Source organism: Nonomuraea sp. NPDC049655 (genome assembly GCF_044465465.1).
GTDB lineage: Bacteria > Actinomycetota > Actinomycetes > Streptosporangiales > Streptosporangiaceae > Nonomuraea.
The window spans coordinates 516,450-540,211 of the sequence record NZ_JBITLS010000003.1 but is presented as its reverse complement, the minus strand read 5'-3'; the positions used below and the strand labels follow the sequence as shown (position 1 = coordinate 540,211).

Annotated in this window: 23 protein-coding genes; 10 read left to right on the top strand and 13 right to left on the bottom strand. The window is 74.4% G+C overall.

All coding sequences use genetic code 11. The features are described from left to right. The first annotated feature begins 19 nt into the window (after positions 1–19). From trpB to ACIBQ6_RS12245, 3 genes are read left to right on the top strand one after another with little or no spacing between them, the layout of a single operon-like run. Positions 20–1,222 carry a tryptophan synthase subunit beta gene (gene trpB, locus ACIBQ6_RS12255; protein ID WP_358286928.1) on the top strand — a complete coding sequence of 401 codons (1,203 nt, stop codon included), beginning with the start codon at positions 20–22 and terminating at the stop codon, positions 1,220–1,222. Next, positions 1,219–2,016, top strand: coding sequence for a tryptophan synthase subunit alpha (gene trpA, locus ACIBQ6_RS12250; protein WP_397211596.1), 798 nt, complete (start codon positions 1,219–1,221; stop codon positions 2,014–2,016). Before trpB ends, trpA begins: the two co-directional genes overlap by 4 nt. Positions 2,017–2,025: 9 nt before the next feature. Next, the gene (locus ACIBQ6_RS12245) at positions 2,026–2,781 is read left to right on the top strand and encodes a GntR family transcriptional regulator (protein ID WP_397211594.1); all 756 of its coding nucleotides are present in this window, start codon (positions 2,026–2,028) and stop codon (positions 2,779–2,781) included. Between the two features lie 4 nt (positions 2,782–2,785). Here ACIBQ6_RS12245 and ACIBQ6_RS12240 read toward each other — a convergent pair whose 3' ends face one another. Both ACIBQ6_RS12240 and ACIBQ6_RS12235 read right to left on the bottom strand, forming a co-directional pair. Further along, entirely contained in the window at positions 2,786–3,142 is a 357-nt protein-coding gene (locus ACIBQ6_RS12240; RefSeq protein WP_397211592.1) for an STAS domain-containing protein, read from the bottom strand. After that, positions 3,121–4,368 (bottom strand): PP2C family protein-serine/threonine phosphatase, encoded by a 1,248-nt coding sequence (locus ACIBQ6_RS12235; protein ID WP_397211590.1) that lies wholly within the window; start codon positions 4,366–4,368, stop codon positions 3,121–3,123. Before ACIBQ6_RS12235 ends, ACIBQ6_RS12240 begins: the two co-directional genes overlap by 22 nt. 246 nt (positions 4,369–4,614) lie before the next feature. Here ACIBQ6_RS12235 and ACIBQ6_RS12230 point away from each other — a divergent pair, with 246 nt between their 5' ends. Next, positions 4,615–8,790, top strand: a complete 4,176-nt coding sequence (locus tag ACIBQ6_RS12230; protein ID WP_397211588.1) for a SpoIIE family protein phosphatase — start codon at positions 4,615–4,617, stop codon at positions 8,788–8,790. Next, entirely contained in the window at positions 8,787–9,113 is a 327-nt protein-coding gene (locus tag ACIBQ6_RS12225) for an STAS domain-containing protein (protein WP_358286916.1), read from the top strand. The genes ACIBQ6_RS12230 and ACIBQ6_RS12225 overlap by 4 nt, the downstream gene beginning before the upstream one ends. 47 nt (positions 9,114–9,160) lie before the next feature. Here the strand turns inward: ACIBQ6_RS12225 and ACIBQ6_RS12220 are convergent, their stop codons facing one another. Continuing rightward, on the bottom strand, positions 9,161–10,270 hold the full coding sequence (locus tag ACIBQ6_RS12220) for a hypothetical protein (RefSeq protein WP_397211587.1): 1,110 nt from the start codon (positions 10,268–10,270) through the stop codon (positions 9,161–9,163). Between the two features lie 374 nt (positions 10,271–10,644). On the opposite strand from ACIBQ6_RS12220, the gene ACIBQ6_RS12215 reads away from it, so the two are divergent. Both ACIBQ6_RS12215 and ACIBQ6_RS12210 read left to right on the top strand, forming a co-directional pair. Further along, positions 10,645–11,538 carry an SRPBCC family protein gene (locus tag ACIBQ6_RS12215; protein WP_397211586.1) on the top strand — a complete coding sequence of 298 codons (894 nt, stop codon included), beginning with the start codon at positions 10,645–10,647 and terminating at the stop codon, positions 11,536–11,538. Continuing rightward, complete coding sequence (locus ACIBQ6_RS12210) at positions 11,535–12,704, top strand: zinc-dependent alcohol dehydrogenase (protein ID WP_358286910.1); 1,170 nt, start codon at positions 11,535–11,537, stop codon at positions 12,702–12,704. The genes ACIBQ6_RS12215 and ACIBQ6_RS12210 overlap by 4 nt, the downstream gene beginning before the upstream one ends. A 127-nt stretch (positions 12,705–12,831) precedes the next feature. Here ACIBQ6_RS12210 and ACIBQ6_RS12205 read toward each other — a convergent pair whose 3' ends face one another. The 9 genes from ACIBQ6_RS12205 to ACIBQ6_RS12165 all read right to left on the bottom strand — a co-directional run bounded on the left by ACIBQ6_RS12205 (position 12,832) and on the right by ACIBQ6_RS12165 (position 21,564). Continuing rightward, positions 12,832–13,878, bottom strand: a complete 1,047-nt coding sequence (locus ACIBQ6_RS12205) for an ABC transporter ATP-binding protein (protein WP_397211584.1) — start codon at positions 13,876–13,878, stop codon at positions 12,832–12,834. Then, positions 13,860–14,657, bottom strand: a complete 798-nt coding sequence (locus tag ACIBQ6_RS12200) for an ABC transporter permease (RefSeq protein WP_358286907.1) — start codon at positions 14,655–14,657, stop codon at positions 13,860–13,862. The genes ACIBQ6_RS12205 and ACIBQ6_RS12200 overlap by 19 nt, the downstream gene beginning before the upstream one ends. A 95-nt stretch (positions 14,658–14,752) precedes the next feature. Further along, positions 14,753–15,556 carry a molybdate ABC transporter substrate-binding protein gene (gene modA / locus ACIBQ6_RS12195; RefSeq protein WP_397211582.1) on the bottom strand — a complete coding sequence of 268 codons (804 nt, stop codon included), beginning with the start codon at positions 15,554–15,556 and terminating at the stop codon, positions 14,753–14,755. 13 nt (positions 15,557–15,569) lie between these two features. Continuing rightward, positions 15,570–15,983, bottom strand: coding sequence for a helix-turn-helix transcriptional regulator (locus ACIBQ6_RS12190; protein WP_357979097.1), 414 nt, complete (start codon positions 15,981–15,983; stop codon positions 15,570–15,572). Positions 15,984–16,134: 151 nt separating this feature from the next. After that, the gene (locus ACIBQ6_RS12185; RefSeq protein ID WP_397211580.1) at positions 16,135–17,292 is read right to left on the bottom strand and encodes a Cmx/CmrA family chloramphenicol efflux MFS transporter; all 1,158 of its coding nucleotides are present in this window, start codon (positions 17,290–17,292) and stop codon (positions 16,135–16,137) included. Between the two features lie 309 nt (positions 17,293–17,601). Next, the gene (locus tag ACIBQ6_RS12180) at positions 17,602–19,392 is read right to left on the bottom strand and encodes an FtsX-like permease family protein (RefSeq protein WP_397211578.1); all 1,791 of its coding nucleotides are present in this window, start codon (positions 19,390–19,392) and stop codon (positions 17,602–17,604) included. Positions 19,393–19,397: 5 nt separating this feature from the next. Beyond that, entirely contained in the window at positions 19,398–20,126 is a 729-nt protein-coding gene (locus ACIBQ6_RS12175; protein WP_397211576.1) for an ABC transporter ATP-binding protein, read from the bottom strand. Continuing rightward, a complete protein-coding gene (locus ACIBQ6_RS12170) occupies positions 20,123–20,656 on the bottom strand; it encodes a PadR family transcriptional regulator (RefSeq protein ID WP_397211575.1) in 534 nt (177 codons plus the stop codon). The genes ACIBQ6_RS12175 and ACIBQ6_RS12170 overlap by 4 nt, the downstream gene beginning before the upstream one ends. 59 nt (positions 20,657–20,715) lie before the next feature. Then, the gene (locus ACIBQ6_RS12165) at positions 20,716–21,564 is read right to left on the bottom strand and encodes a hypothetical protein (RefSeq protein WP_397211573.1); all 849 of its coding nucleotides are present in this window, start codon (positions 21,562–21,564) and stop codon (positions 20,716–20,718) included. Between the two features lie 124 nt (positions 21,565–21,688). On the opposite strand from ACIBQ6_RS12165, the gene ACIBQ6_RS12160 reads away from it, so the two are divergent. Together ACIBQ6_RS12160 and ACIBQ6_RS12155 are read left to right on the top strand one after the other, a co-directional pair. Then, entirely contained in the window at positions 21,689–21,814 is a 126-nt protein-coding gene (locus ACIBQ6_RS12160; RefSeq protein WP_397211571.1) for a hypothetical protein, read from the top strand. After that, complete coding sequence (locus ACIBQ6_RS12155; protein WP_397211569.1) at positions 21,807–21,959, top strand: hypothetical protein; 153 nt, start codon at positions 21,807–21,809, stop codon at positions 21,957–21,959. Before ACIBQ6_RS12160 ends, ACIBQ6_RS12155 begins: the two co-directional genes overlap by 8 nt. On the opposite strand, the gene ACIBQ6_RS12150 is transcribed toward ACIBQ6_RS12155, so the two are convergent. Then, positions 21,952–22,539 (bottom strand): TetR/AcrR family transcriptional regulator, encoded by a 588-nt coding sequence (locus tag ACIBQ6_RS12150; RefSeq protein WP_397211567.1) that lies wholly within the window; start codon positions 22,537–22,539, stop codon positions 21,952–21,954. The two genes, ACIBQ6_RS12155 and ACIBQ6_RS12150, sit on opposite strands and share 8 nt — an antisense overlap. Positions 22,540–22,638: 99 nt before the next feature. Between ACIBQ6_RS12150 and ACIBQ6_RS12145 the strand changes: the two genes are divergently transcribed. Beyond that, positions 22,639–23,742: an FAD-dependent monooxygenase gene (locus tag ACIBQ6_RS12145; RefSeq protein ID WP_397211565.1), complete on the top strand. Its 1,104-nt coding sequence runs from the start codon at positions 22,639–22,641 to the stop codon at positions 23,740–23,742. Positions 23,743–23,762 lie beyond the last annotated feature (20 nt).

The window sequence follows — 23,762 nt, the reverse complement described above, 5'->3', positions numbered from 1 at the left end:
ATAGAACGAGGTGAGCAGGATGCGAGAAGCGACGCCACTGCGCGAGCCCGTCCCGGCGGCCGGGCTGATGGGCGAGCCGGGAGCCCGCGGCCGGTTCGGCGAGTACGGCGGCCGGTACGCGCCGGAGTCCCTGGTGGAGGCGTGCCGCGAGGTGGACGAGGCGTTCCGGCAGGCGTGGGCGGACCCGGGCTTCCGCGGCGAGCTGGCCGAACTGCTCGCGCTGCACGCCGGACGGCCGACCCCGCTGACCCCGGCCCGACGGCTGTCGGGGGAGCTGGGCGTGCGGCTCCTCCTCAAACGCGAGGACCTCACCCACACCGGCTCCCACAAGATCAACAACGTGCTGGGCCAGGCGCTGCTCGCCAGGCGGATGGGACGGCGCCGGCTGATCGCCGAGACGGGCGCGGGCCAGCACGGCGTGGCCACCGCGACCGCCGCCGCGCTGCTCGGGCTGGAGGCCACCGTCTTCATGGGCGAGCGCGACATCGAGCGGCAGGGCCTGAACGTCTTCCGCATGCGCATGCTGGGCGCCGAGGTGGTCCCGGTCACCACGGGCAGCCGCACGCTCAAGGACGCCACCAGCGAGGCCATGCGGCACTGGGTCGGCGTCACCGGCGACACCCACTACTGCGTCGGCTCGGTCATCGGGCCGGACCCCTACCCGTGGATGGTCAGGGAGTTCCAGCGGGTCATCGGCGAGGAGGCGCGCGCCCAGTTCGCGGCCGGCCAGCCGACCGGCGTCCCGGACCACGTCGTCGCCTGCGTCGGCGGCGGCTCCAACGCGGCCGGCACGTTCGCCGGCTTCGCCGGCACCACGGCGCGCCTCGTCGGCGTCGAGGCGGAGGGCGGCGCGGGGGCGGCCCGCGGCAGGCTCGGCGTCCTGCACGGCTGCCGCTCGCTGTTCCTCCAGGACGACGACGGCCAGATCGTCGAGGCCCACTCCGTCGCCGCCGGGCTGGACTACCCGGGCGTCGGCCCCGAGCACGCCCACCTGCGCGAGCTGGGCCGGGCCCGGTACGTCACGGTGACCGACGAGGAGGCCGTCGCCGCGGCGCTGCGGCTGGCGCGCACCGAGGGCATCGTCCCGGCGCTCGAATCGGCGCACGCCCTGGCCTGGGTGATCCGCGCGGCCGGCGGCGAGCTGCCCGCCGGATCGACCGTCCTGATGACGCTGTCGGGCCGGGGCGACAAGGACGTCTCCGCCCTGAAGGAGCTGCTGTGACCGACATCCTGACCCCCGGCGCGGTCGAGCGCCACCTGCGTGCCCGCCGGGACACCGGCCGCGCCCTGCTCATGCCGTACATCACCGGCGGCATCACGCCCGGGTGGACGGCTCACCTGCGGGCGTTCGCCGCGGCCGGCGCGGACGCCGTCGAGATCGGCCTGCCCTTCTCCGACCCCACGCTGGACGGCGTCACCGTCCAGCAGGCGAGCCAGGCGGCGCTGGCCCGGGGGGCGAGCACCCGCCGGATCCTCGCCGACCTCGCCGACGTGCGGGACGTGGGCGTGCCGCTGATCGCCAGCACCTACTACAACCTCGTGCTGCACGACGGGCCCGAGGCGTTCTGCGCGGCGCTCCGGCGGGCCGGCGTCGACGGCCTGATCGTGCCCGACCTGCCGGTGCACGAGGCGGACGAGCTGGCGGACGTGGCCGCCGCCGCCGGGATCGACCTGGTCCTGCTGGCCTCACCGGCGACGCCGGAGCCGAGGCTGGCCGAGATCGCGCGCCGCAGCCGCGGATTCGTCTACGCGGTGTCGCTGATGGGCACCACCGGCGAGCGGACCACCCTGGCCGCCTCGGCGGCGGAGCTCACCGCCCGGCTCAGACGCGGCACCGACCGGCCGATCTTGCTAGGATTTGGCATTTCCACGCCTGACCAGGCGCGGGAGGCCGGCCGGCACGCCGACGGAGTGGTGGTCGGGGCCGCGGTCATGCGGCGGGTGCTCGACGGCGCCGGGCCGGACGACCTGCGGGCCTTCGTCGCGACCCTGCGGAAGGCCCTCGACCAGGAGTGACGCACCACGATGACCCCCGACGCCGGGCACGAGGCGAGATACCGCGCCATCGCCGCCGACCTCGCCGCGAAGATCCGGTCGGGCCATTACGCCCCCGGGGAGGCGCTTCCTCCGCAACGGGAGCTGAGCGCCTCCTACGGGGTCACCCTCATGACGCTGCGCCAGGCGTTGCGTGAGCTCAGCGACGAGCACCTGATCGTGCAGCGGCCCGGCAAGGGCACGTACGTGGCCCCGCCCCACCTGGCCTACCAGCTCGGCTCGCTCCGCAGCCTGGCCGACGACCTGCGGGAACAGGGCCATGACGTGCGGACCGTGGTGGCCGGGCGGGCGATGCGCCGGGCCCCCGACCGGATCGCCGCGGAGCTGCGGCTGCGTCCCGGCGACACGGCCCTGCGGCTGGAGCGGGTGCGGGAGTTCGCCGGGCGGCCGGCCGTCCATCAGGTGTCGTGGGTGCGCAGGCCGGTGGCCGACCAGATCCGCGACCGCGACTTCACCGCCGTCTCCCTCTACGCGGCGCTCGCCGACGCGGGGGTGGCGGTCACCCGCGCCTCGGAGGTGGTCGGGCCCGGCCTGCTCGACGCCGCCGCCGCGCGCCGCCTGCACGAGCCCGAGGGCAGCGCCGTGCTGGTCAGCACCCGGATCACCTACACGCCCGACGGCGTTCCCGTCGTGTCCGACCACGCCACCATCCTGGGCACCATGATGGAGATCCGTACCGAACGGGCGGCCACCGGCCTCTCGCTCGCCTGGCGGGCCACCAGCTAACGCCTCACCGCAGGGCGGCGACGGCCTTGTCGACGTCGTCGTGGAAGGACAGCAGGCGGGTCAGCCCCATGATCTTGAACGGGTGCTCGAGGTCCGGGCTGAGCCCGGCCAGCGTCAGGCCGGCGCCCGCGTCCTGGGCCCGCTGATGGGCGCTGACCAGCACGGAGATGCCGGTGGAGTCGCAGAACCGCAGCCCCGACATCTCGATCACCAGGCCGTCGCCCGGCGCGAGGCCGAGCTCGTCCAGGGCCTCGTGCAGGCGGGGGGAGGTGTGGTGGTCGAGGTCGCCGGCCACCGTGAGGATGCGGACGCGTCCCGAGTGGGGCCGAGAGGTGATGGTCAGACCGTGGTCGTGCTGCACTGGGGCTCCTCAGAACAGACGCCCGTCGAGCGGGCGGGGACGGACAGGGCGAGCACCGCGGTGTCGTCCGACACGCCGTCGCCGAGGGTCGTGATCAGTTCGTGCACCGTGGCCAGCAGGCCGTCGGCGCTGGTGGGGGCGGCGGCGGCCAGGTGGGCGGCCAGGCCCTCCTCGTCCAGCCTGGCCCCGGTGCCGGTGCGCGCCTCGGTCAGGCCGTCGGTGTAGAGCAGGAGGGCGTCGCCGGGCCCCAGGCGGGTGCTCACCTGGGCGAAGTACGGGTCGCGCAGGATGCCGATGAGCTGCCCGCCCTCGGGATGGACGGCCTCGACCGCGCCTGCCGCGCGCACCACCAGCGAGGGCGGATGCCCGCCGCCCGCCAGCGTGACCTCGAAGCCGCCCGCCACCGGGTCGAGCACGCCGAAGACCGCCGTGCAGTACGGCGGCGGCATGACCTGACCGGCGTGCTCCTGCTGCAGCACCGCGTCCAGGTTGGCCAGCACCGCGCACGGGTCGGGGTCGTAGACGGCGGCGGCGCGCAGGGTGTAGCGGACGAGCGAGGTCAGCACGGCCGCGTCGGCGCCCTTGCCGCAGACGTCCCCGAGGAAGAACGCCCAGCGGTTGCCGTCGAGCGGGAACAGGTCGTAGAAGTCGCCGCCGACCTCGTCCACCGAGACGGGGTGGTAGGCGGCGGCCGCGCGCAGGCCCGGCACCTCCGGCAGGGTGTGCGGGACGAGCGTCTGCTGCAGGGTGCGCGCCAGGCGCTCGGCGTCGGCGCGCAACGCGCGCTCGGTGGCCAGGGTGCGCGAGGCGGCCAGGCGCAGCGCCAGCTCGTCCATGACCAGGGCGGCCAGGTCGCGCAGGGCGCTGACGTCCTCGTCCGCGGCCTGCCGGGGACGGACGTCCATGACGTTGACGCTGCCCACGCAGCGGCCGTCGGGGACGGTGATCGGGGCCGCCGCGAAGAAGCGCACGCCCGTCCCGCCGGACGGATCGGCGGCCGTCGCCGGGTCGGCCGTGACGTCCGGGATCACGCACACCTCGCCCCTCGCGAGCACGGCGGCGTACAGGCTCTCCTCGCAGCCGCCGGGGAACGGGCCGGCCGGCGTGCCGTGGGCGGCCACCCGGCGCACCCCCTCGTCACCGGCGAACGCCACGGTCGCCATGGGGGCCTGGAACATGCGAGCCGCCAGCGAGGCCACCCGGTCCAGCGTCGCCTGGCCCGGCACGGCGGGGAGCTCGTGCCCCTGGAGGGCCGCCGCGCGGTGCGTGTCTTCGGCGGTGCTGACGTCCGGCTCCTTCCGCTCAGCTCCGCCGGCACGGGCGCCGAGCAGGGGCGGAGGCCCGACCCCCGGAGTGATTTGCCCTATTCTACCTACGGTCGAGGTGATACCTGACCTGCTGGTCCACGGCCGCGGCGGCATCACCGGCGCGACGCGGGGTAGGCGCGCCCGCAGCGAACGAGGGGGAGCCGGATGACACACGACGACCACGGTGAGCGGCGGCCAGCGGCGGCGGCCGGTGCCGGGATCTTCACCGTGGACGACGAGGTCGGCCGCGACCTGGCCGAGGTCGACTGGGAGGCGACCCCGCTCGGCGGTCCGGAGCGCTGGCCGCAGAGCCTCCAGACGGCGGTCAGCATCCTGCTGTCGTCCCGGTTCTCCATGTGGATGGCCTGGGGACCGGAGCTGACGTTCTTCTGCAACGCCGCCTACCGCCGCGACACGCTGGGCCAGAAGTACCCGTGGGCGCTGGGCCGGCCGGCCCGCGAGGTGTGGGCGGAGATCTGGGACGACATCGGCCCGCGGATCGACGCCGTCCTGACCACCGGGAAGGCGACCTGGGACGAGGCGCTGCTGCTGTTCCTGGAGCGGGCCGGCTACCCGGAGGAGACGTACCACACCTTCTCCTACAGCCCGCTGCGCGACGACCACGGCTCGGTGGTCGGCATGCTCTGCGTGGTCAGCGAGGAGACCGAGCGGGTCATCGGCGAACGCCGCATGGCCACCCTGCGCGATCTCGGCTCCGACCCCAGCGTGGTCCGCACCGAGCAGGAGATGCTCGCCTTCGCCTGCCGCCAGCTCGGCCGCAACCTCCAGGACCTGCCCTTCACCCTGACGTACCTGTTCGACGGCGACGGCCGGGCGCGGCTGGCCGGCTCGACCGGGCTGCCCGCCGGGCATCCGGCCGCCCCGGCCGTCGTCCCGCCCGGCGACCCGGACGCGGTGTGGCCGGTCCAGGCCCCGGCCCGCGGCGAGCCGGCGCTCGTGGCGCTCGACGCGGCCCCGTACGCCGGGCTGCCGCCGGGGGACTGGCCAGAGCCGCCCACGCACGCGCTGGTGATGCCGCTGCTGCAGCAGGGAGGCAGGCCGTACGGGTTCCTGGTGGCCGCGCTCAACCGCTACCGCGCCCTGGACGACGGGTACCGCGGGTTCGTCGAGCTGGCCGCGGGGCACGTCGCCACCGGCATCTCCTCGGCCCGCAGCTACCAGGCCCAGCAGCGGCGGGCCGAGGAACTGGCCGAGCTCGACCGGGCGAAGACCGTCTTCTTCTCCAACATCAGCCACGAGTTCCGCACGCCGCTCACCCTGATCATGGGCCCGGTGCAGGAGCTGCGGAACACGCTGGCCGGCGCCGCCCCCGAGGTGCGCCAGGACCTGGAGGTGGTCCACCGCAACGCCCTGCGCCTGGGCAGGCTCGTCAACACGCTGCTCGACTTCTCCCGGATCGAGGCCGGCCGCATGCAGGCCCGCTACGAGCCGGTCGACCTGGCGGCGGTGACCGCCGACCTGGCCAGCGTCTTCCGTTCGGCGGTCGACAAGGCCGGCCTGTCCTTCGAGGTGGACTGCCCGCCGCTGGACGAACCGGTCTACATCGACCGGACCATGTGGGAGAAGGTCGTGCTCAACCTGCTGAGCAACGCGCTGAAGTTCACCTTCGACGGCTCGATCGCCGTCCAGGTGGGCATGCGGGACGGGCAGGCCGTGGTGACCGTCTCCGACACGGGCATCGGCGTCCCGGCCGAGGAGCTGCCGCGCCTGTTCGAACGGTTCCACCGGATCGAGAGCGCCCGCTCGCGCTCCAACGAGGGCAGCGGCATCGGGCTGGCTCTCGTCCAGGAGCTCGTCGGCCTGCACGGCGGCACGATCACCGCCGAGAGCGCCGAGGACAAGGGCACGACCTTCACCATCCGGCTGCCCTTCGGCGCCGACCACCTCCCGGCCGGGAGCCTGGCGCCGGCCCGCCCGGCGGAGCCGGTCTCGTCCGGCGCCGAGCCGTTCGTGCAGGAGGCGCTGCGCTGGCTGCCCGAGGACGACGTCACCGGCGCGGGGACGTCCTCGGACGTCTCGGCGGACGGCGGCGGCTCCCAGGGGCCGAGCGCCGGCCCGCCGGCCCGGGTGCTGATCGCCGACGACAACCGGGACATGCGCGAGTACCTCGTCCGGCTGCTCAAGGGCGCCGGCTACCACGTCACCGCCGTCGGCGACGGTCTGCAGGCGCTCGACGCCGTGCACGCCGAGGAGCCCGACCTCGTGGTCAGCGACGTGATGATGCCGCGCCTGGACGGCCTGGCCCTGGTCGCGGCCCTGCGGGCCGATCCGCGTACCGCCGGGGTGCCGGTGCTGCTGCTGTCGGCGCGCGCGGGGCAGGAGGCCTCGATCGAGGGCCTGGCGGCGGGCGCCGACGACTACCTGGTCAAGCCGTTCTCCGCGGCCGAGCTGCTGGCGCGGGCGCGGGCCAACGTGGAGCTGGCGCGGCTGCGCAACCATCACACCCGCTGGCGCAACGCCATGATCGACTCCTTGCAGGAGGCGTTCTTCGTGACCGACGAGGACGGCGCGGTGATCGAGATCAACTCGGCGTTCACCGACATCCTCGGCTACGGCCCCGACGGCCTGCCCTACCGGCCCCGGCACCCCTGGTGGCCGGACGAGCAGCGCGACCCGCAGGCCCACGGCCTGGTCGCCGAGGCATTCGGCCGGCTCGTCGGCGAGGGCAGGGGCAACGCGGTCATCCCCGTCACCCACCGCGACGGGCACCAGGTGTGGGTCGCGGTCACGTTCAACTCGGTCACCGACCCCGACACCCGGCGGCGCCGCGTCGTGGGCACCCTGCGGGACGTGACCGCCGAGCACTACCTCGTGCAGCGCGAGAGCGCGCTCGCCGCGCTGGGCCTGCGCGTCTCGCAGGCGGGCAACATGAACGACGCCCTGGCCGGCGGGCTGGACGCGCTGCAGGAGGTCTGGCACGCCCGGCAGGTCGCGGCCGTCGTCTGGGACGAGGACGGCTCCCGCGGCCTGGTCGCCGCGCCGTCCGGCCCGGCCTGGCAGGACCTGCCGGAACAGGTGCGGGCCAAGCTGGCGGGCCTGCGCGAGCAGCCGCCCCTGCGGGCCGTCGCCTCCGAGACGGACGGGGCCGGCATCACCCTGGAGCACCCCGAGGGCCTGCTCGCCGTCTGGATCGACCTGGGCCAGAACCGGCCGTTCACCCACGAGGACCAGACCCTGCTGGCGCTGCTGGCCGGCCACCTGGGCCAGGCGCTGCACCGGGTGCACCAGCTCGACCAGCAGCGCGAGGCGGCCGTGGCGCTCCAGCGCGCCATCCTCGGCCCGTCCCGGCTGCCCAGCGGCTTCGCCGTGCGCTACGAGCCCGCCACCAGCCCGCTGGAGGTCGGCGGCGACTGGTACGACATCGTGCCGCTGTCCGGCGAGCGCATCGGGATCGTCGTCGGCGACTGCGTGGGGCGCGGGCTGGAGGCCGCGGCCGTCATGGGACAGCTGCGCAGCGCCTGCCGGGCCCTGCTGCTCCAGGACGCCGGGCCCGCCCAGGTGTTCACCGCCCTCGACCGGTTCGCCGCCCTCATCCCGGGCGCCAAGTGCACCACCGCCTTCTGCGGCGTCCTGGACACCGCCACCGGCGACCTCGTCTACTCCAGCGCCGGCCATCCCCCCGGCATCCTGGCCCACGCGGACGGCAGCACCGAGCTGCTGGAGGGCGGCCGCTCGACCCCGCTGGCCGTACGGTCGGCCCGCGGGCGCACCGAGGCCAGGTGCACCATGCCGCCCCGGTCCACCCTGCTGCTCTACACCGACGGCCTGGTCGAGCGGCGGCGGCGTCCGCTGACCGCGGGCATCGGCGAGGCCAGCACCGCCGTCCAGGTCGGGCGGTCCACCCCGATCGAGGAGCTGGCCAGCGACGTCATGTCCTCCCTCGCCCCGGACGGCGGCTTCAACGACGACGTCGCGCTGCTGCTCTACCGCCAGCCCGCCCCGCTGGAGGTGGACTTCCCGGCCGAGTCGAGCCAGCTCGCCCCCGTGCGCTCGGCCCTGCGGGAGTGGCTGGCCCGCTGCCAGCTCACCCCTTCGCTGGTGCAGAACGTGCTCGTGGCGGCGGGGGAGGCGTGCGCCAACGCGATCGAGCACGGCCACCGCAACGCCCCCGGCCGGACGATCCGCCTGCGGGCCGTCGCCACCCCCGGCGACCTGCGGCTCACCGTCGCCGACACCGGCCGCTGGAAGCCTCCGGAGCCGGAGGCGAACCCGCACCGGGGCCGGGGCGTGGCGCTCATGCGAGCCCTGATGAACGAGGTCACCATCGAACCCGGCGCGGCCGGTACCACCGTCGACATGCAAGCGAGGATCAGCTCATGACCACCCCTCTGACCCTTGCGGCCTCGACGCGGCCGGACGGCACCCAGGTCCTGGCCGCCGCCGGCGAGATCGACATGAGCAACGCCGGGGCCCTGGAGGAGGCGCTGGCCCGAACCGGCGACAGCATGGTGCTCGTCGACCTGAGCGAGGTGGAGTACCTGGACAGCGCGGGCCTGACCGTGCTGTTCACGCACGCGTCGCGGATCCGGCTCGTCGCCAACCCGGTGCTCGAACCCGTCCTGACGATCGCCGGCTTCGCCGACGTCGCCGCCATCCAGGAGATCACGTACGTCGACCCGTCCCAGGACGGCCACAGCGCCTGAACGCCGCCGGCCGCGCTTCCTGGACACGCCCTGGCCCGAGGCGGGGATCACGCGTCCCGCTCGTCCCGCCAGCCGCCGGGTTCGGGATGGTAGCCGTAGGCGGCGGCCCGCACCGTGTCCTCGTCCTCCAGCCCGGAGCCGATCGTGCCGCCGACGGTGGCCAGTGAGCTGATGATCCAGGCCAGCTTCAGATAGTCGGTGAGGTCGACCGGCCGCTGCAGGTTCTCTGCCAGCACGGAGGTGTCGATCAGCAGCGCCGCGACGAGTGTCGTTCCGGCGAACAGCACCAGATAGGACACCGCGGCGGCCAGGGTGAGGGTGAGGACCGTGCCCAGGTTGAACAGCCGGGCCAGCTCGGCCGGTGTCTCCCGGTCCGATTTCTCCCACAGGTCGTGCGCGATGATCAGCCAGCTCACCAGCGCGGTCAGCCCGAGAAACATGATCACGGTGAGGCGGAGTCCGCCGAGCGCGTCACCCATCTCCCAGATGGTGTTGGTGGTGAGCGCGAACGCGGCCGTGGCGAAGGCGCCGACCAGGAGTTTGGACAGGCCCAAAAGGGCGCGCCCCGGGCGGTTGGCCCGGATCATTCCGGTCAGCAGCCGCACCCGGCCGGCCAGCCGCGAGGCGAGGTAGCCCAGCTCCCCGGCTTCGGCCTCGCCGACCACCCGGTGAATGGCGGCGACCTGGGCGGCCAGTTCGGCCGGTGCCCGGTCGGCCGGCGGCACCCGCTCCTCGGAGGCGTCAGTGAGCAGCCGGCGCACGAGGCCCGGGATGGCGGCGCGGAGCGCTCGCAGCTGGCACAGCCCCAGCGCGGGCAGGGACACCGCCGCGACGCGGCGCCGGGCGGACGTCTGCGCGACCAGCGGCACCCGCTCGGTGTGCAGCGGCAGGTCGGTCAGGCAGATCGCGACGTCCCACCGGGCGTCGGCGCGCCGGCGGGCGAGATCGTCGAGCAGCGCCTCCACCCCGCCGTCGCGGCGCGGCGCCACGTCACCCCAGCCTGCCCGGACGGTCCACCGCACGTGCGGGTCCACCTGCTCGGCGAGCCGGTCGGCCAGCTCGGCGGCGAGCCGCGCGACCACCTGCGCCGGATAGTCCGGCGGGGTCGCCACGAGCCCGACGACGATCTCCGGCCGATGCCGCTCACTGATGGCCATGAGCGCTCCTCGCCGGTAGCCGGGTGGATCCCGGGACCGAATACCCACAGTCGCGCGGCACATGCATCGTGTATCGGGTGATGCCTCGGCCTCGTCGCCGGCGAACGTGCGTCCGTCGCTGTCCGCGCCGGCGCTGCTTCCGGCGATCTCGGCGATCTCGGCGATCTCGACGTCGGTGGCGTTCGGGCTCGACGTGCCGGCACGACATGGCGACGTCCGGCCCGTCGTGGACGGCCATCCAGACGACCTCCACCTTCAATGCCTGAATCCGCTGGTGTCAGCCGTTTTGTCGGGGGCAAGGGACGCGGGGGCGTCAGCAGACCGGGGGCCGCCTGCGGCGTACGCATAAACCACTGCAACCTGCGTTAGGACACATGATGACCGACAAATTCGCCCGTGCGCTCGGGTGGGCCAGCCTCGCGCTGGGCGCGGCGCAACTGGGGGCACCACGGGCCGTGACCCGCCTGTGCGGCGTCGACGACGCGCCCGGGGCCGCGGCCGTCGCCAGGCTCGTCGGCGGGCGCGAGCTCCTGCACGCCGCGCTGCTGCTCGGCGCCAAGAACCCCGCCCAGTGGGTGTGGACCAGGGTCGCGGGCGACACGATGGACCTCGGCGTCCTGGGCCGGGCCGCCGCCGGCCGCACCGGCGCCCGCCGCACCCGCGCGCTGGCCGCGCTCGGCGCCGTCGCCGGCCTCACCGCCCTGGACGCCGCCTGCGCCCGGCGCGGCACCGCCAGGGCCAAGGGCCCGCTCCAGGTGCGCGCCTCCATCACCATCAACAAGCCCCGCGACGACGTCTACCGCTTCTGGCGCGACCTGGAGAACCTGCCCACGTTCATGGGCCACCTGGACTCGGTGCGCACCATGAACCAGCGCCACTCCCGCTGGAAGGCCAAGGGCCCGATCGTCGCCCTGGAGTGGGAGGCCGAGATCATCGACGAGCGGTTCGGCGACCTGATCGCCTGGCGGTCGGTTCCCGGCACCGGCATCGCCACCGCCGGCCTGGTCAGCTTCACCGACGGCCCCGGCGGGCACGGCACGGTCGTGGACGTCTCCCTGGAGTACGGCGCGCCCGGCCGCAAGCTCGCCGCCGCCGTCGCCCGCATGTTCGGCGAACACCCCGAGCAGCAGCTCCGCGACGACCTGCGCCGCTTCAAACAGGTCATGGAGACCGGCGAGGTGGTCCGCTCCGAGGGCAGTCCCGAGGGCCACCGCGCCCGGCGCCAGCTCCACCAGCGCCCCGCACAACCGATCGGAGGACGGGCATGAAGGCCAACGTGTGGGCGGGCCGCAACCGCCTGGAGATCCAAGACGTCCCGGACCCGCAGATCCTCAACGCGCGTGACGCGATCGTCCGCGTCACCTCGACCGCGATCTGCGGCTCCGACCTGCACCTCGTGGACGGCTACATCCCGACCGTCAAGAAGGGCGACATCCTCGGTCACGAGTTCATGGGCGAGGTCGTCGAGGTCGGCCCCGGCGTGCGCAACCTGCACGTCGGGGACCGCGTCGTGGTGCCGTTCCCCATCGCGTGCGGGGCCTGCTTCGCCTGCGAGGCCGAGCTGTACTCGCTGTGCGAGAACTCCAACCCCAACGCGGGCATGGCCGAGAAGCTGATGGGCCACGCGCCCGCCGGGATCTTCGGGTACTCCCACATGCTGGGCGGCTTCGCCGGCGGGCAGGCCGAGTACGTGCGCGTCCCGTTCGCCGACGTCGGCCCCATCAAGATCGAGGACGACCTGACCGACGAGCAGGTGCTGTTCCTGTCGGACATCTTTCCGACGGGCTTCATGGGTGCGGAGATGTGCGACATCAAGCCGGGCCAGACCATCGCGATCTGGGGCGCGGGGCCGGTCGGGCAGTTCGCCGCGGCCAGCGCGTTCCTGCTCGGCGCCGAGCGGGTCATCGTCATCGACCGGTTCCCGTACCGGCTGCGGCGGGTCCAGCGCACCGGCGCCGAGGTGCTCAACTACGAGGAGGTGAACGTGCTGGACGCACTGCGCGACATGACCGGCGGGCGCGGCCCCGACGCCTGCATCGACGCCGTCGGCATGGAGGCCCACCACCCGACCCCCGCCATGTACGCCTACGACCGCACCAAGCAGGCCGCCCGGATGGAGACCGAGCGGCCGTACGCGCTGCGCGAGGCCATCATGGCCTGCCGCAACGGCGGCGTCGTCTCCGTCATCGGCGTCTACGGCGGATTCGTCGACAAGTTCCCGATGGGCGCCGTCATGAACCGGTCGCTGACCATCCGCACCGGACAGTGCCACGTGCAGCGCTACACCGAGCCGCTGCTGCAGCGGATCCGCGCGGGCGAGATCGACCCGAGCTTCGTCGTCTCGCACCGCATGCCGCTCAGCGAGGCGCCGCGCGGGTTCGAGCTGTTCAAGCACAAGCAGGACGAGTGCAACAAGGTCGTCCTCACTCCGTAAGGCTGCCTTCGTGGCCCAGAGCCGGTTCCGCCCGATTTCCGCGGTGGCCCGCCGCTCCGCCAAGGCGGCGGAGCGGCGCAGGAACCGTCCGGATCGGCGCGGGCGAAGGGCTGTGGGATCGGGGCGTTCAGGCGGGGTAGGCGTGCGTCTCGGTGGCCTTGACGGAGGCCCAGATCCGCTGGCCGGGGGTCAGGTCGAGGTCGGCGACGGCGGCCGGGGTGATGTCGGCGAAGGCCGTCAGGGGGCCGTCGAGGTGCACGCGCACGTTGTCGCCGTGCCGTTCGATGCCCTCGATCCGGGCTTGCCACAGGTTGCGCGGGCTGCCGTCGGGGCGGCTGCGGTACAACGCCACGGCCGCGGGCGGGAAGGCCACGAACGCCGGCCCGTCGAGCTCTTCGGACGTGTGCAGCAGCACCTCGCCGACCTTGACCCGCACGCCCTCGGCCACGCCGCGATAGAGGTTGAGCCCGACCAGGCGGGCCACGTAGTCGGTGCGCGGATGGCGGGCGACCTCGGCCGGTGGGCCCTCCTGCACGACCGTGCCGTGCTCGATGACGATCAGCCGGTCGGCCAGCACCATCGCATCGAGCGGGTCGTGGGTGACCAGCACGGTCGCGCCCTCGAAGTCGGCCAGGTGGCGACGCAGCTGGGAGCGGATCTCCAGCCGGGTGTGGGCGTCGAGCGCGGCCAGCGGCTCGTCCAGCAGCAGCAGCTCGGGCCGTACGGCCAGCGCGCGGGCGAGGGCGACCCGCTGCGCCTGCCCGCCGGACAGCCGCCGCGGCCTGGCGGCGGCGTGGGCGGCGAGGCCGACCCGCTCCAGCAGCGCGGCGGCCGTCCGGCGGGCCTCGGCCTTGGGCACGCCCTGGCAGCGCGGCCCGAAGGCGACGTTGTCCAGCGCCGACAGGTGCGGGAAGAGCAGGTAATCCTGGAAGACCATGCCGATCGGGCGGCCCTCGGCGGGCAGCGTGTGCAGCGGCGCGCCACGCAGGCTGATGTGCCCAGCGGTCATCGGGGTGAGCCCGGCCAGGGCGCGCAGGGCGGTGGTCTTGCCGGCGCCGTTGGGGCCGAGCAGCGCCACCACCTCGCCGGCGGCGACCCGCAGCGAGACGTCGAGGGTGAAGGCCGGCCGGGTGACCACCAGACGGGCGTCGAGGGTCACGGCGCGCTCACCCACCGGTCGCGCAGGCTGGCCAGGATGACCACCGAGACGGCCAGCAGCACCAGACTGAGCACGATCGCCGCCTCCGGCTCGGTCTCCAGCGCCAGGTAGACCGCCAGCGGCATCGTGCGGGTGGTGCCGGGGAAGTTGCCGGCGAACGTGATCGTCGCCCCGAACTCGCCCAGCGCCCGTGCCCAGCACAACACGGCCCCGGCCACCACGCCCGGCATCACCATGGGCAGCGTCACCCGGCGGAACACCGTCCAGCGGGAGGCGCCGAGCGTCGCGGCGGCCTCCTCGAAGCGCTGGTCGGCGCCGCGCAGCGCGCCCTCCACGCTGATCACCAGGAAGGGCATCGCGACGAACGCCTCGGCGACGATCACACCGGCCGTGGTGAACGGCAGCGTGACGCCGAAGGCGGACTCCAGCCACTGCCCGGCCAGGCCGCGCCGCCCCAGCACCAGCAGCAGCGCCACGCCGCCGACCACCGGCGGCAGCACCAGCGGCACGGTGACCAGCGCGCGCACCAGCCGCCGCCCCGGGAACGACACCCGCGCCAGCAACCAGGCCAGCGGCACGCCGAGCAGCAGGCAGAAGGCCGTGGCGACGGTGGCGCACAGCAGCGACAATCGCAGCGCCTCCAGCACGTGCGGCTCGGCCAGCCGCTGGAGCAGCGTGGACCAGGGGGCCCGGATCAGCAGCCCGGCCAGCGGCAGCACCAGGAACGCCAGCCCCGCCAGCGCGGGCACGACCAGCATCCACGGCGCCCGCCCCGAGATCTCACGGCCCGACATCTCACGGCCTGCTACCTCACGGCCCGAGACCTCGGGGCCCGCGGCCGGACGCCCGGCGGGCGGGTCCGCCGGGCCCGGACGCCGGGAGCGTGCGCTCACGCGGCCTCGAAACCGGCCTTGGCCAGGACGTCCTTGCCCTGCTGGGACAGCACCAGGTCGACGAACTGCTTGGCCAGGTCGCCGGCCGGGGCCTTGGTCAGGGCCGCGATCGGGTAGTCGTTGATCGCCTGGGCGGCCTCGGGGAAGTCGATGCCGGTCACCTTGCCACCGGAGGCGATCACGTCGGTGCGGTAGACCAGCGCGGCGTCCACCTCGCCCAGCTGCACCTTGGTGAGGGTGGCCTTGACGTCCTGTTCCAGGGTCACCGGCGTGACCTTGAGACCGGCCGCGCCGAGCGCCTTGACCGCGGCGGCCCCGCACGGCACCTGCTCGGCGCAGAGCGCCACCTTCACCGCGGGGTCGGCCAGGTCCTTCAGCTCGTCGACCTTGGCCGGGTTGGCGGCGGGCACGGCGATCTGCAGCTTGTTGCGGACGAACGTGGCCGGGGCGCCCGCGAGGGAGGCGTCGGTGACCGTCTTCATGGTGGCCGGGCTGGCGGCGGCGAACACGTCGGCGGGGGCGCCCTGGACGATCTGCTGGGCCAGGGTGGCGCTGGAGCCGAAGTTGAACCTCACCGTCGTTCCCGGATGGGCGCTCTCGAAGCTCTTGCCGAGCTCGGTGAACGTGCCGGTCAGCGAGGCCGCCGCGAACACCGTCACCTCCCCGGCGCCCCTGCCGGCGGACGAGGCGGGAGCGGACGAGGCGGACGTGGCCGGCGCGCCCGAGCCGCAGCCGGCCAGGCCGGCCAGCGCGAACGCGACGGGCAGGGCGATCGACCATCGGGAAAGACGCCTGAACACCAAGGGGGTCTCCTCACACCTGACTGGCCACGCGCTCGTGACCGGGGATCTCCACGACGACGTTGGTGGACTTGATCACGGCGACCGCCACCACCCCCACCTGCAGGCCCAGCTCGTCGGCCGCCTGCCGGCTCATCAGCGACACCACGCGGAACGGCCCGGCGGCGATCTCCACCTGGGCCATCACCGCGTCGCGGATCACCTCGGTCACGATGCCGCGGAAGCGGTTGCGCGCCGAGGAGCGGCCGCCCTCGCCGTCGGACTCGATCTGCGAACGGGCGAAGGCCGCCAGGTCGGCGCCGTCGACCCGCCGGTGGCCGTGCTCGTCGCGCTCGGCCGCCAGCCGGCCCGCGTCGACCCACCGCCGGACGGTGTCGGAGCTGACCCCGAGCAGCGCCGCGGCCTCGCTGATCCGGAACGTCGTCACAAGCCCACACCCTACCTTCCGCATAATCCACCCTGAAGCCCCATTTGGCTACGCAACAGCGGCACGATCGCCGGGCACGCCATCGCATTCACGAGAGCACGTCCGGCGACCGCGCCCGGTCACCGCCGCCGGACCATCTTCCCGCCCCCGATCAGCGCCGCGTGACGCTCGCCGGCGACCTGTGGACAACGGCCGCCACGGCAAGTGCCACGACCACCAGCAGGGCGCTGACCCACAGCGCCGACCGGTAGCCGAGCCCGGCGGCGATGGCCGCGCCGCCGAGCGCCGGGCCCGCGGTGGCCCCCACGTTGAGCGCCGCCGTGGCGAAGGAGCCGCCGAGCGAGGGCGCCGCGGCGGCGGCGTACAGGACGCGGGCGATCAGGGTCGAGCCGACCGCGAAGGACAGCGCGCCCTGGACGAAGACCAGCACGAACGCCGCGGCCGGAACGCCCGCCGCGACCGCGAACAGCGCCCACCCGGCCGGCAAGGCGAGCCCGCCCACGACCAGCACCAGCGCCGGCCGCGCGTCCGACAGCCGGCCCGCGGCGGTCACCCCGACGAACGACCCCAGGCCGAACAGCGCGAGCAGCACCGGCACCCACCCCTCGGAGACGCCGCTCACCTCGGTGAGCAGCGGCGACAGGTAGGTGAAGGTGCCGAAGGTGGCGGCGTTGACCAGCGCGCCCAGCGCCAGCGCGACCAGCAGGCGCGGCTCGCGCAACGCCCGCAGCTCGTGCCGGGCGCGCGGAGGGGCGCTCTCCTGCCCGCCGGCCGGCACCGACCGCACGACCGCGACGACAGCCGGCAGCGACACCAGCGCCACCGCCCAGAACGCCGACCGCCAGCCGAACGCCTGGCCGAGCACGGCGCCCGCGGGCACCCCGGCGACGCACGCCAGCGTGATCCCGCCGAGCAGGACGGACGTGGCGCGGCCCTTGGCGTCGGGGGCGGCCATGCCGGCCGCCGTCGCCAGGCCCACGGCGAGGAAACCGGCGTTGGCCAGCGCCCCGAGGACGCGGGTGGCCAGCAGCACGGCGAAGTCGGTGGTGAGCGCGCCCGCCACGTGCACGAGCACGAAGGCGACGAGGAAGACGAGCAGCGCCTGCCGGCGTGGCCAGCGCAGGCTGAGCAGCGCCATGAGCGGCGCCCCGACGACCATGCCCGCGGCGAACGCGGACGTCAGCGCGCCCGCGGCCGGGACGGACACGCCCAGGTCGGCGGCGATGGCCGGAACCAGCCCGGACAGCATGAACTCCGACGTTCCCTGGGCGAACACGGCCAGCCCGAGAACGTAGATGGCGAAAGGCACGAGCGGTACTCCAAAAGCAGCACGAAGGAACGCGGCGCGCCGGCGGCACAGCGGGGCGCGGGCGCTACCGCGAGGAGGGAAGGCCCGGGTTCGACGCCACGACGGTGGCGGAACAGCCGGGAGAAACCGGTCCGTACGAAGGTGATCGGATGCCGGAAGGGCGCGCGGTCTCAGGGACGGCGCGGCCGCAGGACATCACGAGAAGCCACCGACGATCGGTGGCTAGCGTCTTGACGCTTCGGGACCGGACACGCGCCACACCCTAGCCGGAGATCATGGAAGCCGTCCACCGGGTTCCCGCGCGGCCGGTCACGCGGTCTCGGCGCTGAGTGCCTCGGCCACGGGCCGGCGGGCGGCCAGCCGGGCGGGCAGGGCGACGAACGCCGCGGTCGCCAGGAGGGTGGCCGGCACGGCGGCGGCGAGCCATGAGAAGGGGGCCTGCACCGAGTTCCCGGCCGCGAAGAGCGAGAGCAGGCCGAGACCCAGGGGGACGCCGACGACGGCGCCGGGCAGGCTGGGCAGCAGCTGGGCGCTGGACAGGCCCGCGGCGACCTGCCCGGGGGTGGCGCCGAGCGTGCGGGCGACGGCCATGGTGGCGCGCGCCTCCATAGCGGTGGTCCAGGTGAGCGTGACGGTGTTCACGACGGCCAGGACGATCAGCAGGGCGGTGACGGCGAGCATCAGCCGGCGGTCCTGCTCGCCGCGCAGGTTGGGCAGCACGGAGGAGCCGTCCAGGCCGTAGCCCCGCTCGGGCTGGACGTGGAGGGTCAGCAGGGCGACCATCGCGATCACCGTGGTGGCGGTGGAGCACGCCTGGAGCACCGCCCGGCCGGGACGGCGGGCGGTCAGCCGCAGCCCGAGCAGGAGCGGCGTGGGCAGCAGCGCCGACAGGGCCGTGATCAGGGGCCGGTGACGGGGCGGGCGCGCGGTCGCGGACAGCGCCGTGACGGTGGCCGTCCGCATGGCGCGCAGCGTGGGACGCAGCGTGGACAGCACCGCGACCGCCACGGCCAGGACGGTCGCGGCGACCACGACGGAGCCCCCCAGCTCGGCCGCGTCGCCGATCCGGCTGGCCGTGGGGCCGGCCAGGGCGGGCGCGGCCAGGCGGGCGATCGTCAGCCCCAGCGCGTCGCCGGCCAGCGCGAGCGCCAGGTACTCGGTGAGCAGGACGGTGGCGATCAGGCCAGGGGTGGCGCCGACGGCCTTGAGCAGCCCGGCCCGGCGCGTCTGAGCGGCGGCGCGCCCGGCGGCCAGCGCCGCGACCCCGGTGACGGCCAGGAAGCTGAGCAGCCAGCTCCCGACCACCAGGATCGGCTGGCTGTCCTTGAGGATGACGGTGTCCTGCTCGGCCGTGAACTGCCAGGAGTGGAAGTTGACCCGCAGCTCCGGGTCGCGGTGCGCGTCGCGGAACGCCTCGGTGGCGGCGGGGTCGCGCAGCCTGAGGTCGATGGCCGTGGTGACCGGCAGGCGCCGGGCGGAGGCCAGCGTCCGGGCGTCCGAGCTGGTCAGCCAGGCCAGGCCGGCGTAGTCGCTGGGGCCGCCGCCCGGCCCGATCTGCGCCGCCCAGGGGTAGACGGAGGTGGCCGCGGTGACGGCGATCCCGACGACGGGGTACGGCCGGCCGGCGATGGTGACCCGGTCGCCGACGCCGACGTCCAGGGCGGTGGCGAAGCCGCGTTCGAGGACGGCGCCGCCGGGGCGCACCCACCGGCCCGAGGTCACCAGCGGCCGGTTGACCGGGCCGGGCCGCTCGGCGAAGCCGTGCACCACCACCTGGGACGACGTCGAGCCGCGCGCGGTGAGGTCGGCGTAGACGATGCGGTAGGGGCCGTGGTGGGCGGCCACCTCGGGGGCGTCGGCCAGCGAGGCCAGGGCGGAGGTCGCCGCCCGGCCCGAGCCGCCGGACAGTGCCACCACGTCCGGTCCGGCGGTGGCCGCGCGGGTCTGCTCGTACAGGGAGCGGCTGGCGTCGCCCAGGGACAGGCCCAGGGCCATCGTCGCAGTGGCCACGGTCACCGCGAGCAGCAGCATCGCGGCCTGGACGCGGTGCCGCCGCACGTCGGCCAGCACCAGCCGGGTGACGAGCACGACGGTGCCCATGGCGTTCAGTCCTCCAGCCCGATCAGGCCGCCCAGCCCCCGCGGGCGGGCGGCGGCCAGGTGGGTGTCGTCGACGAACATGCCGTCGCGCATCGAGACCAGCCGGTCGGCCGTCGCCGCCACCCGCTCGTCGTGCGTGACGATCACGAGGGTCTGCCCGGCGGAACGCAGCTCGCCGAAGATCCTCAGCACGTCGAGGGTGGCGGCGGTGTCGAGGTTGCCGGTGGGCTCGTCGGCCAGCACCACCAGCGGGTCGTTGACCAGCGCGCGGGCGACGGCGACGCGCTGGCGCTGGCCGCCGGACAGTTGCGAGGGCAGGTGCCGGGCGCGGGCGGCGAGCCCGACCCGGTCCAGCAGCGCGTGGGCTCGCCGCCTGGCCTGGCGGCGTGAGCGGCCGGCCAGCAGCGCGGGCAGCTCGACGTTCTCGGCCGCCGACAGCTCCTCCACCAGGTGGAACGCCTGGAAGACGAACCCGACCGACCGGCGTCGCAGGCGGGCCAGGGCCCGCTCGCTCAGCGTGTCGACGCGCCGGCCGGCCAGCCACACCTCTCCGCCGGTGGGCCGTTCCAGGCCGCCGAGCAGGTGGAGCAGGGTGGACTTCCCGCAGCCGCTCGGGCCGGTCACCGCCAGCGTCTGCCCCTGGGGGACCTCCAGGTCGACCTCGTCCACCGCGCGGACCCGGCTCTGCCCCTGGCCGTGCGTCTTCACCAGGCCGTGGGCCCGTAACACGTTCATGCGCCCTCGTCTTCATCTTCGGCCCCGGACCAGGTGCGCTCGCAGGCGTCCAGCCAGCGCAGGTCGGCCCGCAACCGCAGCACGACCCCCTCCAGCAGCAGGCCGGCGGGTGATCCGGGCGGTTCGTCCAGCGTCGCCCGCTGGACCTCGCGCAGGCGGCGCAGCAGCTCGCGGCGCTGCGCCGCGACCAGTTCGACCGGGTCGGCCAGCCGGGCCGCGGCCGCGGCGGCGAGTTTGAGATGGAACTCGGCCAGGTCCGGTTTCGGCCAGCCGACCTCGGCGAGCCAGGCGGCCACCCGGCGCTGGCCGTCGGGGGTCAGCGCGTAGACCTTGCGGTCGGGCCGCTCGGGGAGGCCGTCGGCCCGTTCGCAGGCGACGAGCCCGGCCTTCTCCAGCCTGGCCAGGGTCACGTAGATCTGGCCGGGGTTCATCGACTCGCCCAGCGGGCCGAGGCTGTGCCGCAGGCGGGCGCGCAGGTCGTAGCCGTGCGACGGCTCCTTGGCGAGCATCGCCAGCACCGCGTCCTGCACGGCCCCACCCCCTAACGGTTAGCCAATAGATAGCGGTTAGCCGTAGGAGGTGTCAAAACCTACGGGGACGGGCGCGGCCTGATCATCCACAGGCCCAGGCCGTACATCGCCAGGCCGAGCAGGACGAACCCGGCGGCGACCGGATAGCGCAGTCCGACCGGCATGTACGTGGCCAGGAACCAGGAGTGGCGCAGCATGTCGTCGGAGACGAAGACGGCCGCGAGGATGCCCTGCGGCACCAGCGGGATCGCGCCGAGGCCGAAGCACCACCAGGTGACCATGCGCTGCGTCGTGGACAGCCGGTCGAAACGGGAGGCTACGGCGGGCTGCTGCCTGCGGCCGGTGCGCATCAGATCCAGCAGCTCGGGGCCCTGCGCGCGCAGGCGGCGTTCGGCGAGCAGGCCGAGGCCCCAGACGCACAACGCCCCCGTCAGGACGCCCACGGCGACCCCGGCCCAGCCGTACCGGAGGACGACCAGCGCCGCGGGCAGCCCGGTGAGGGCCACCAGGGCGAGGGTCAGGTAGGCCAGCCCGGTCAGGCCGCTGTCGTCCTCGCTGGTGCGCAGCGGGTTGCCGGCGCGGCGGTGCGGGTCGGTGCCGGGCACCAGCCCGTACACCGAGATCAGCGGCACCAGCCCGGCCGCGCCGCCCAGCAGGGCGGCCAGCAGCGCCAGGACCAGCGGCCACGGACCGCCGGTGATCGCGGTGAACGCCACGGTCAGCACGGCCGCCACCGGCGTCTGCGCTGTCAGCCACGCCAGTTGCCGGCCGCGCACGTCGCTCGCGCCGGGGGTCATCAGGGTCAGCCAGAGCGCGGTGCCGTCGGCGCCGTACTGGTTGGCGGCCATGGCCGCGGCCATCACGACGAAGATCGGGCCCGCGTAGGGCAGCATGCCGTTCCAGCCCACGACCAGATGGCACGGTCAAGATATTAAACGGCCATTCAAAGGAAGGTAAAGACGGTTTGACCTGGGCGGCACGCCTGGGGTGGTGGCAGGAAGATCGACCGGCCGGGGGAGCGAGGAGCACCGAATGTCCTACGAGCCCTCGCGGCGTGCCCTGCTGACGGTGGCGGCCCTGCTGCCGCTGACGGCCTGCGGCGCCGACGTCCGCCGTCCGGCACAGCGACGGCACCGCGGGCAACCTGCTGATGCGTGACGCCGGCGGCCCGGCCCGGCTCACCGCCTTCCTGCGCGGGCTGGGCGACCGGGCCAGCCGCATCGACCACTACGAGCACGGCACGCCGCCCAGGGAGGCGCTGATCGCCGAGGCCGTCCGGGCGATCGTCGCCTCGCTCACCTGACCAGCCCGAACCGGGTGGTGACGGCTCGCAGCCCCTCGATCACGTCGGCGGCCGAGGGCGCGGCCTGCGGGTCGTTGAGCCACTGGGCCATCACCCCGAGCAGCAGCGCGAGCTGCACCGAGCCCACGGCGCGCACCTCGCCGTCGCCGATCTCCTCCTCCGGCACCCCGGTGAGCTGCGCGGCCATGCCCCGCCGCCCCTCGCGCTGACCGGCCACGAGCTGTTCGCGCAGCTCCGGCGAGTGCTCCGCCTGGACCAGCGCCTCCAGGTTGGCCAGCCACAACGTGCGGTGCTCGTTGATCGAGCCGATCAGCTGCGCCCACAGCGCCTCGAAGCTCTCGGCGGGTGACCTGCCGGGGTCGTCGAGGGCGGCCAGGGCCGCGCCGACCTTCTCTCCCCATTCGCCCATGGCCTCGACCAGGGCGGCGTTGAGCAGCGCCTCACGCGAGCCGAAGTGGTAGCCGATGGCCGCCATGCTCACGCCCGAGGCCGTGGCGATGTCGCGGACGGTGGTGCGCCCCCAGCCCTTCTCCTCCAGGCAACGCCGCGCCCCGGCCAGCAGGTCTTCGCGATTTCCCATGGCAGGAAGCCTAGCACGTACGCCTTAGACAACCGTCTTGCGCGTTTGCCCAAATCTGCGTACGGTGTGGAGCGTTCACCGACGAAAGAGGACATGGCAATGCGCATCCTGATCTCCGGCGGCAGCGTCGCCGGCCCCGCCCTCGCCTACTGGCTGCACCGTCACGGCCACCAGGTCACCGTCGTCGAGCGCGCCCCGGCCCCGCGCGGCGGCGGCGCGGCCATCGACTTCCGCGGCTCGGCCCTGGACGTGCTGGACCGCATGGGCCTGCTGGCCGAGATGCGCCGGCACGCGACCACGATGACCTCCATGACGCTGGTCGACGAGGCCGGCGACACGCTGGCGGTGCTGCCCGCCGACGCGATCTCCGGCGAGCTGGAGGTGCTCAAGTCCGACGTCACGAAGGTCCTGTACGAGGCCACCCGCGACACCGTCGAGTACCTGTTCGACGACACCGTCACCGCGCTCGACCAGGACGCGGCGGAGGTGCGGGTGCAGTTCGAGAAGGCCGCGCCGCGCACGTTCGACCTGGTGGTCGGCGCCGACGGGATGCACTCCAAGGTGCGCGCGCTCGCCTTCGGCCCCGAGTCGCGCTACGTGCGCGACCTCGGCATCTACGGCGCGCTGTTCACCACCGGCAACATCCTGGACCTGCGGGACGCGGGCCTGATGCACAACACCCCCGGCCGCAGCGCCCTGGCCTTCACCGCCCACGGCAACACCGAACTGCGGGTCGGCCTGTCGTTCGCCGCCGACGACCTGGTCTACGACCGGCGCGACCGCGCCCAGCAGGAACGCCTGGTGGCCGAGCACTACGCGGGAGCGGGCTGGCAGGTGCCCAGGCTGCTGGCGGCCATGCGGGAGGCCGAGGAGTTCTTCTTCGACTCCTCCGGCCAGGTCGTGATGGACACCTGGACGAACGGCCGGGTCACGCTGCTGGGCGACGCGGCCTACTGCGCGGCGCCGACCTCCGGCCGCGGCACCTCACAGGCCCTGATCGGCGCGTACGTGCTGGCCGGGGAGCTGGCCGAGGCGCCCGACCACGCCGCGGGCCTGGCCGCCTACGAGCACCGGATGCGCGACTACGTCGAGCGCAACCAGCGGCACGGCCGGGCCGCGGCCCGCTGGTTCTTCGGTGCGCCGGACGAGCCCATGCCGGACGACGTCGACGACACGGTCCCGCTCAAGGAGTACGCGCTCTGAGGCCGTGGCCGAAGACCCCG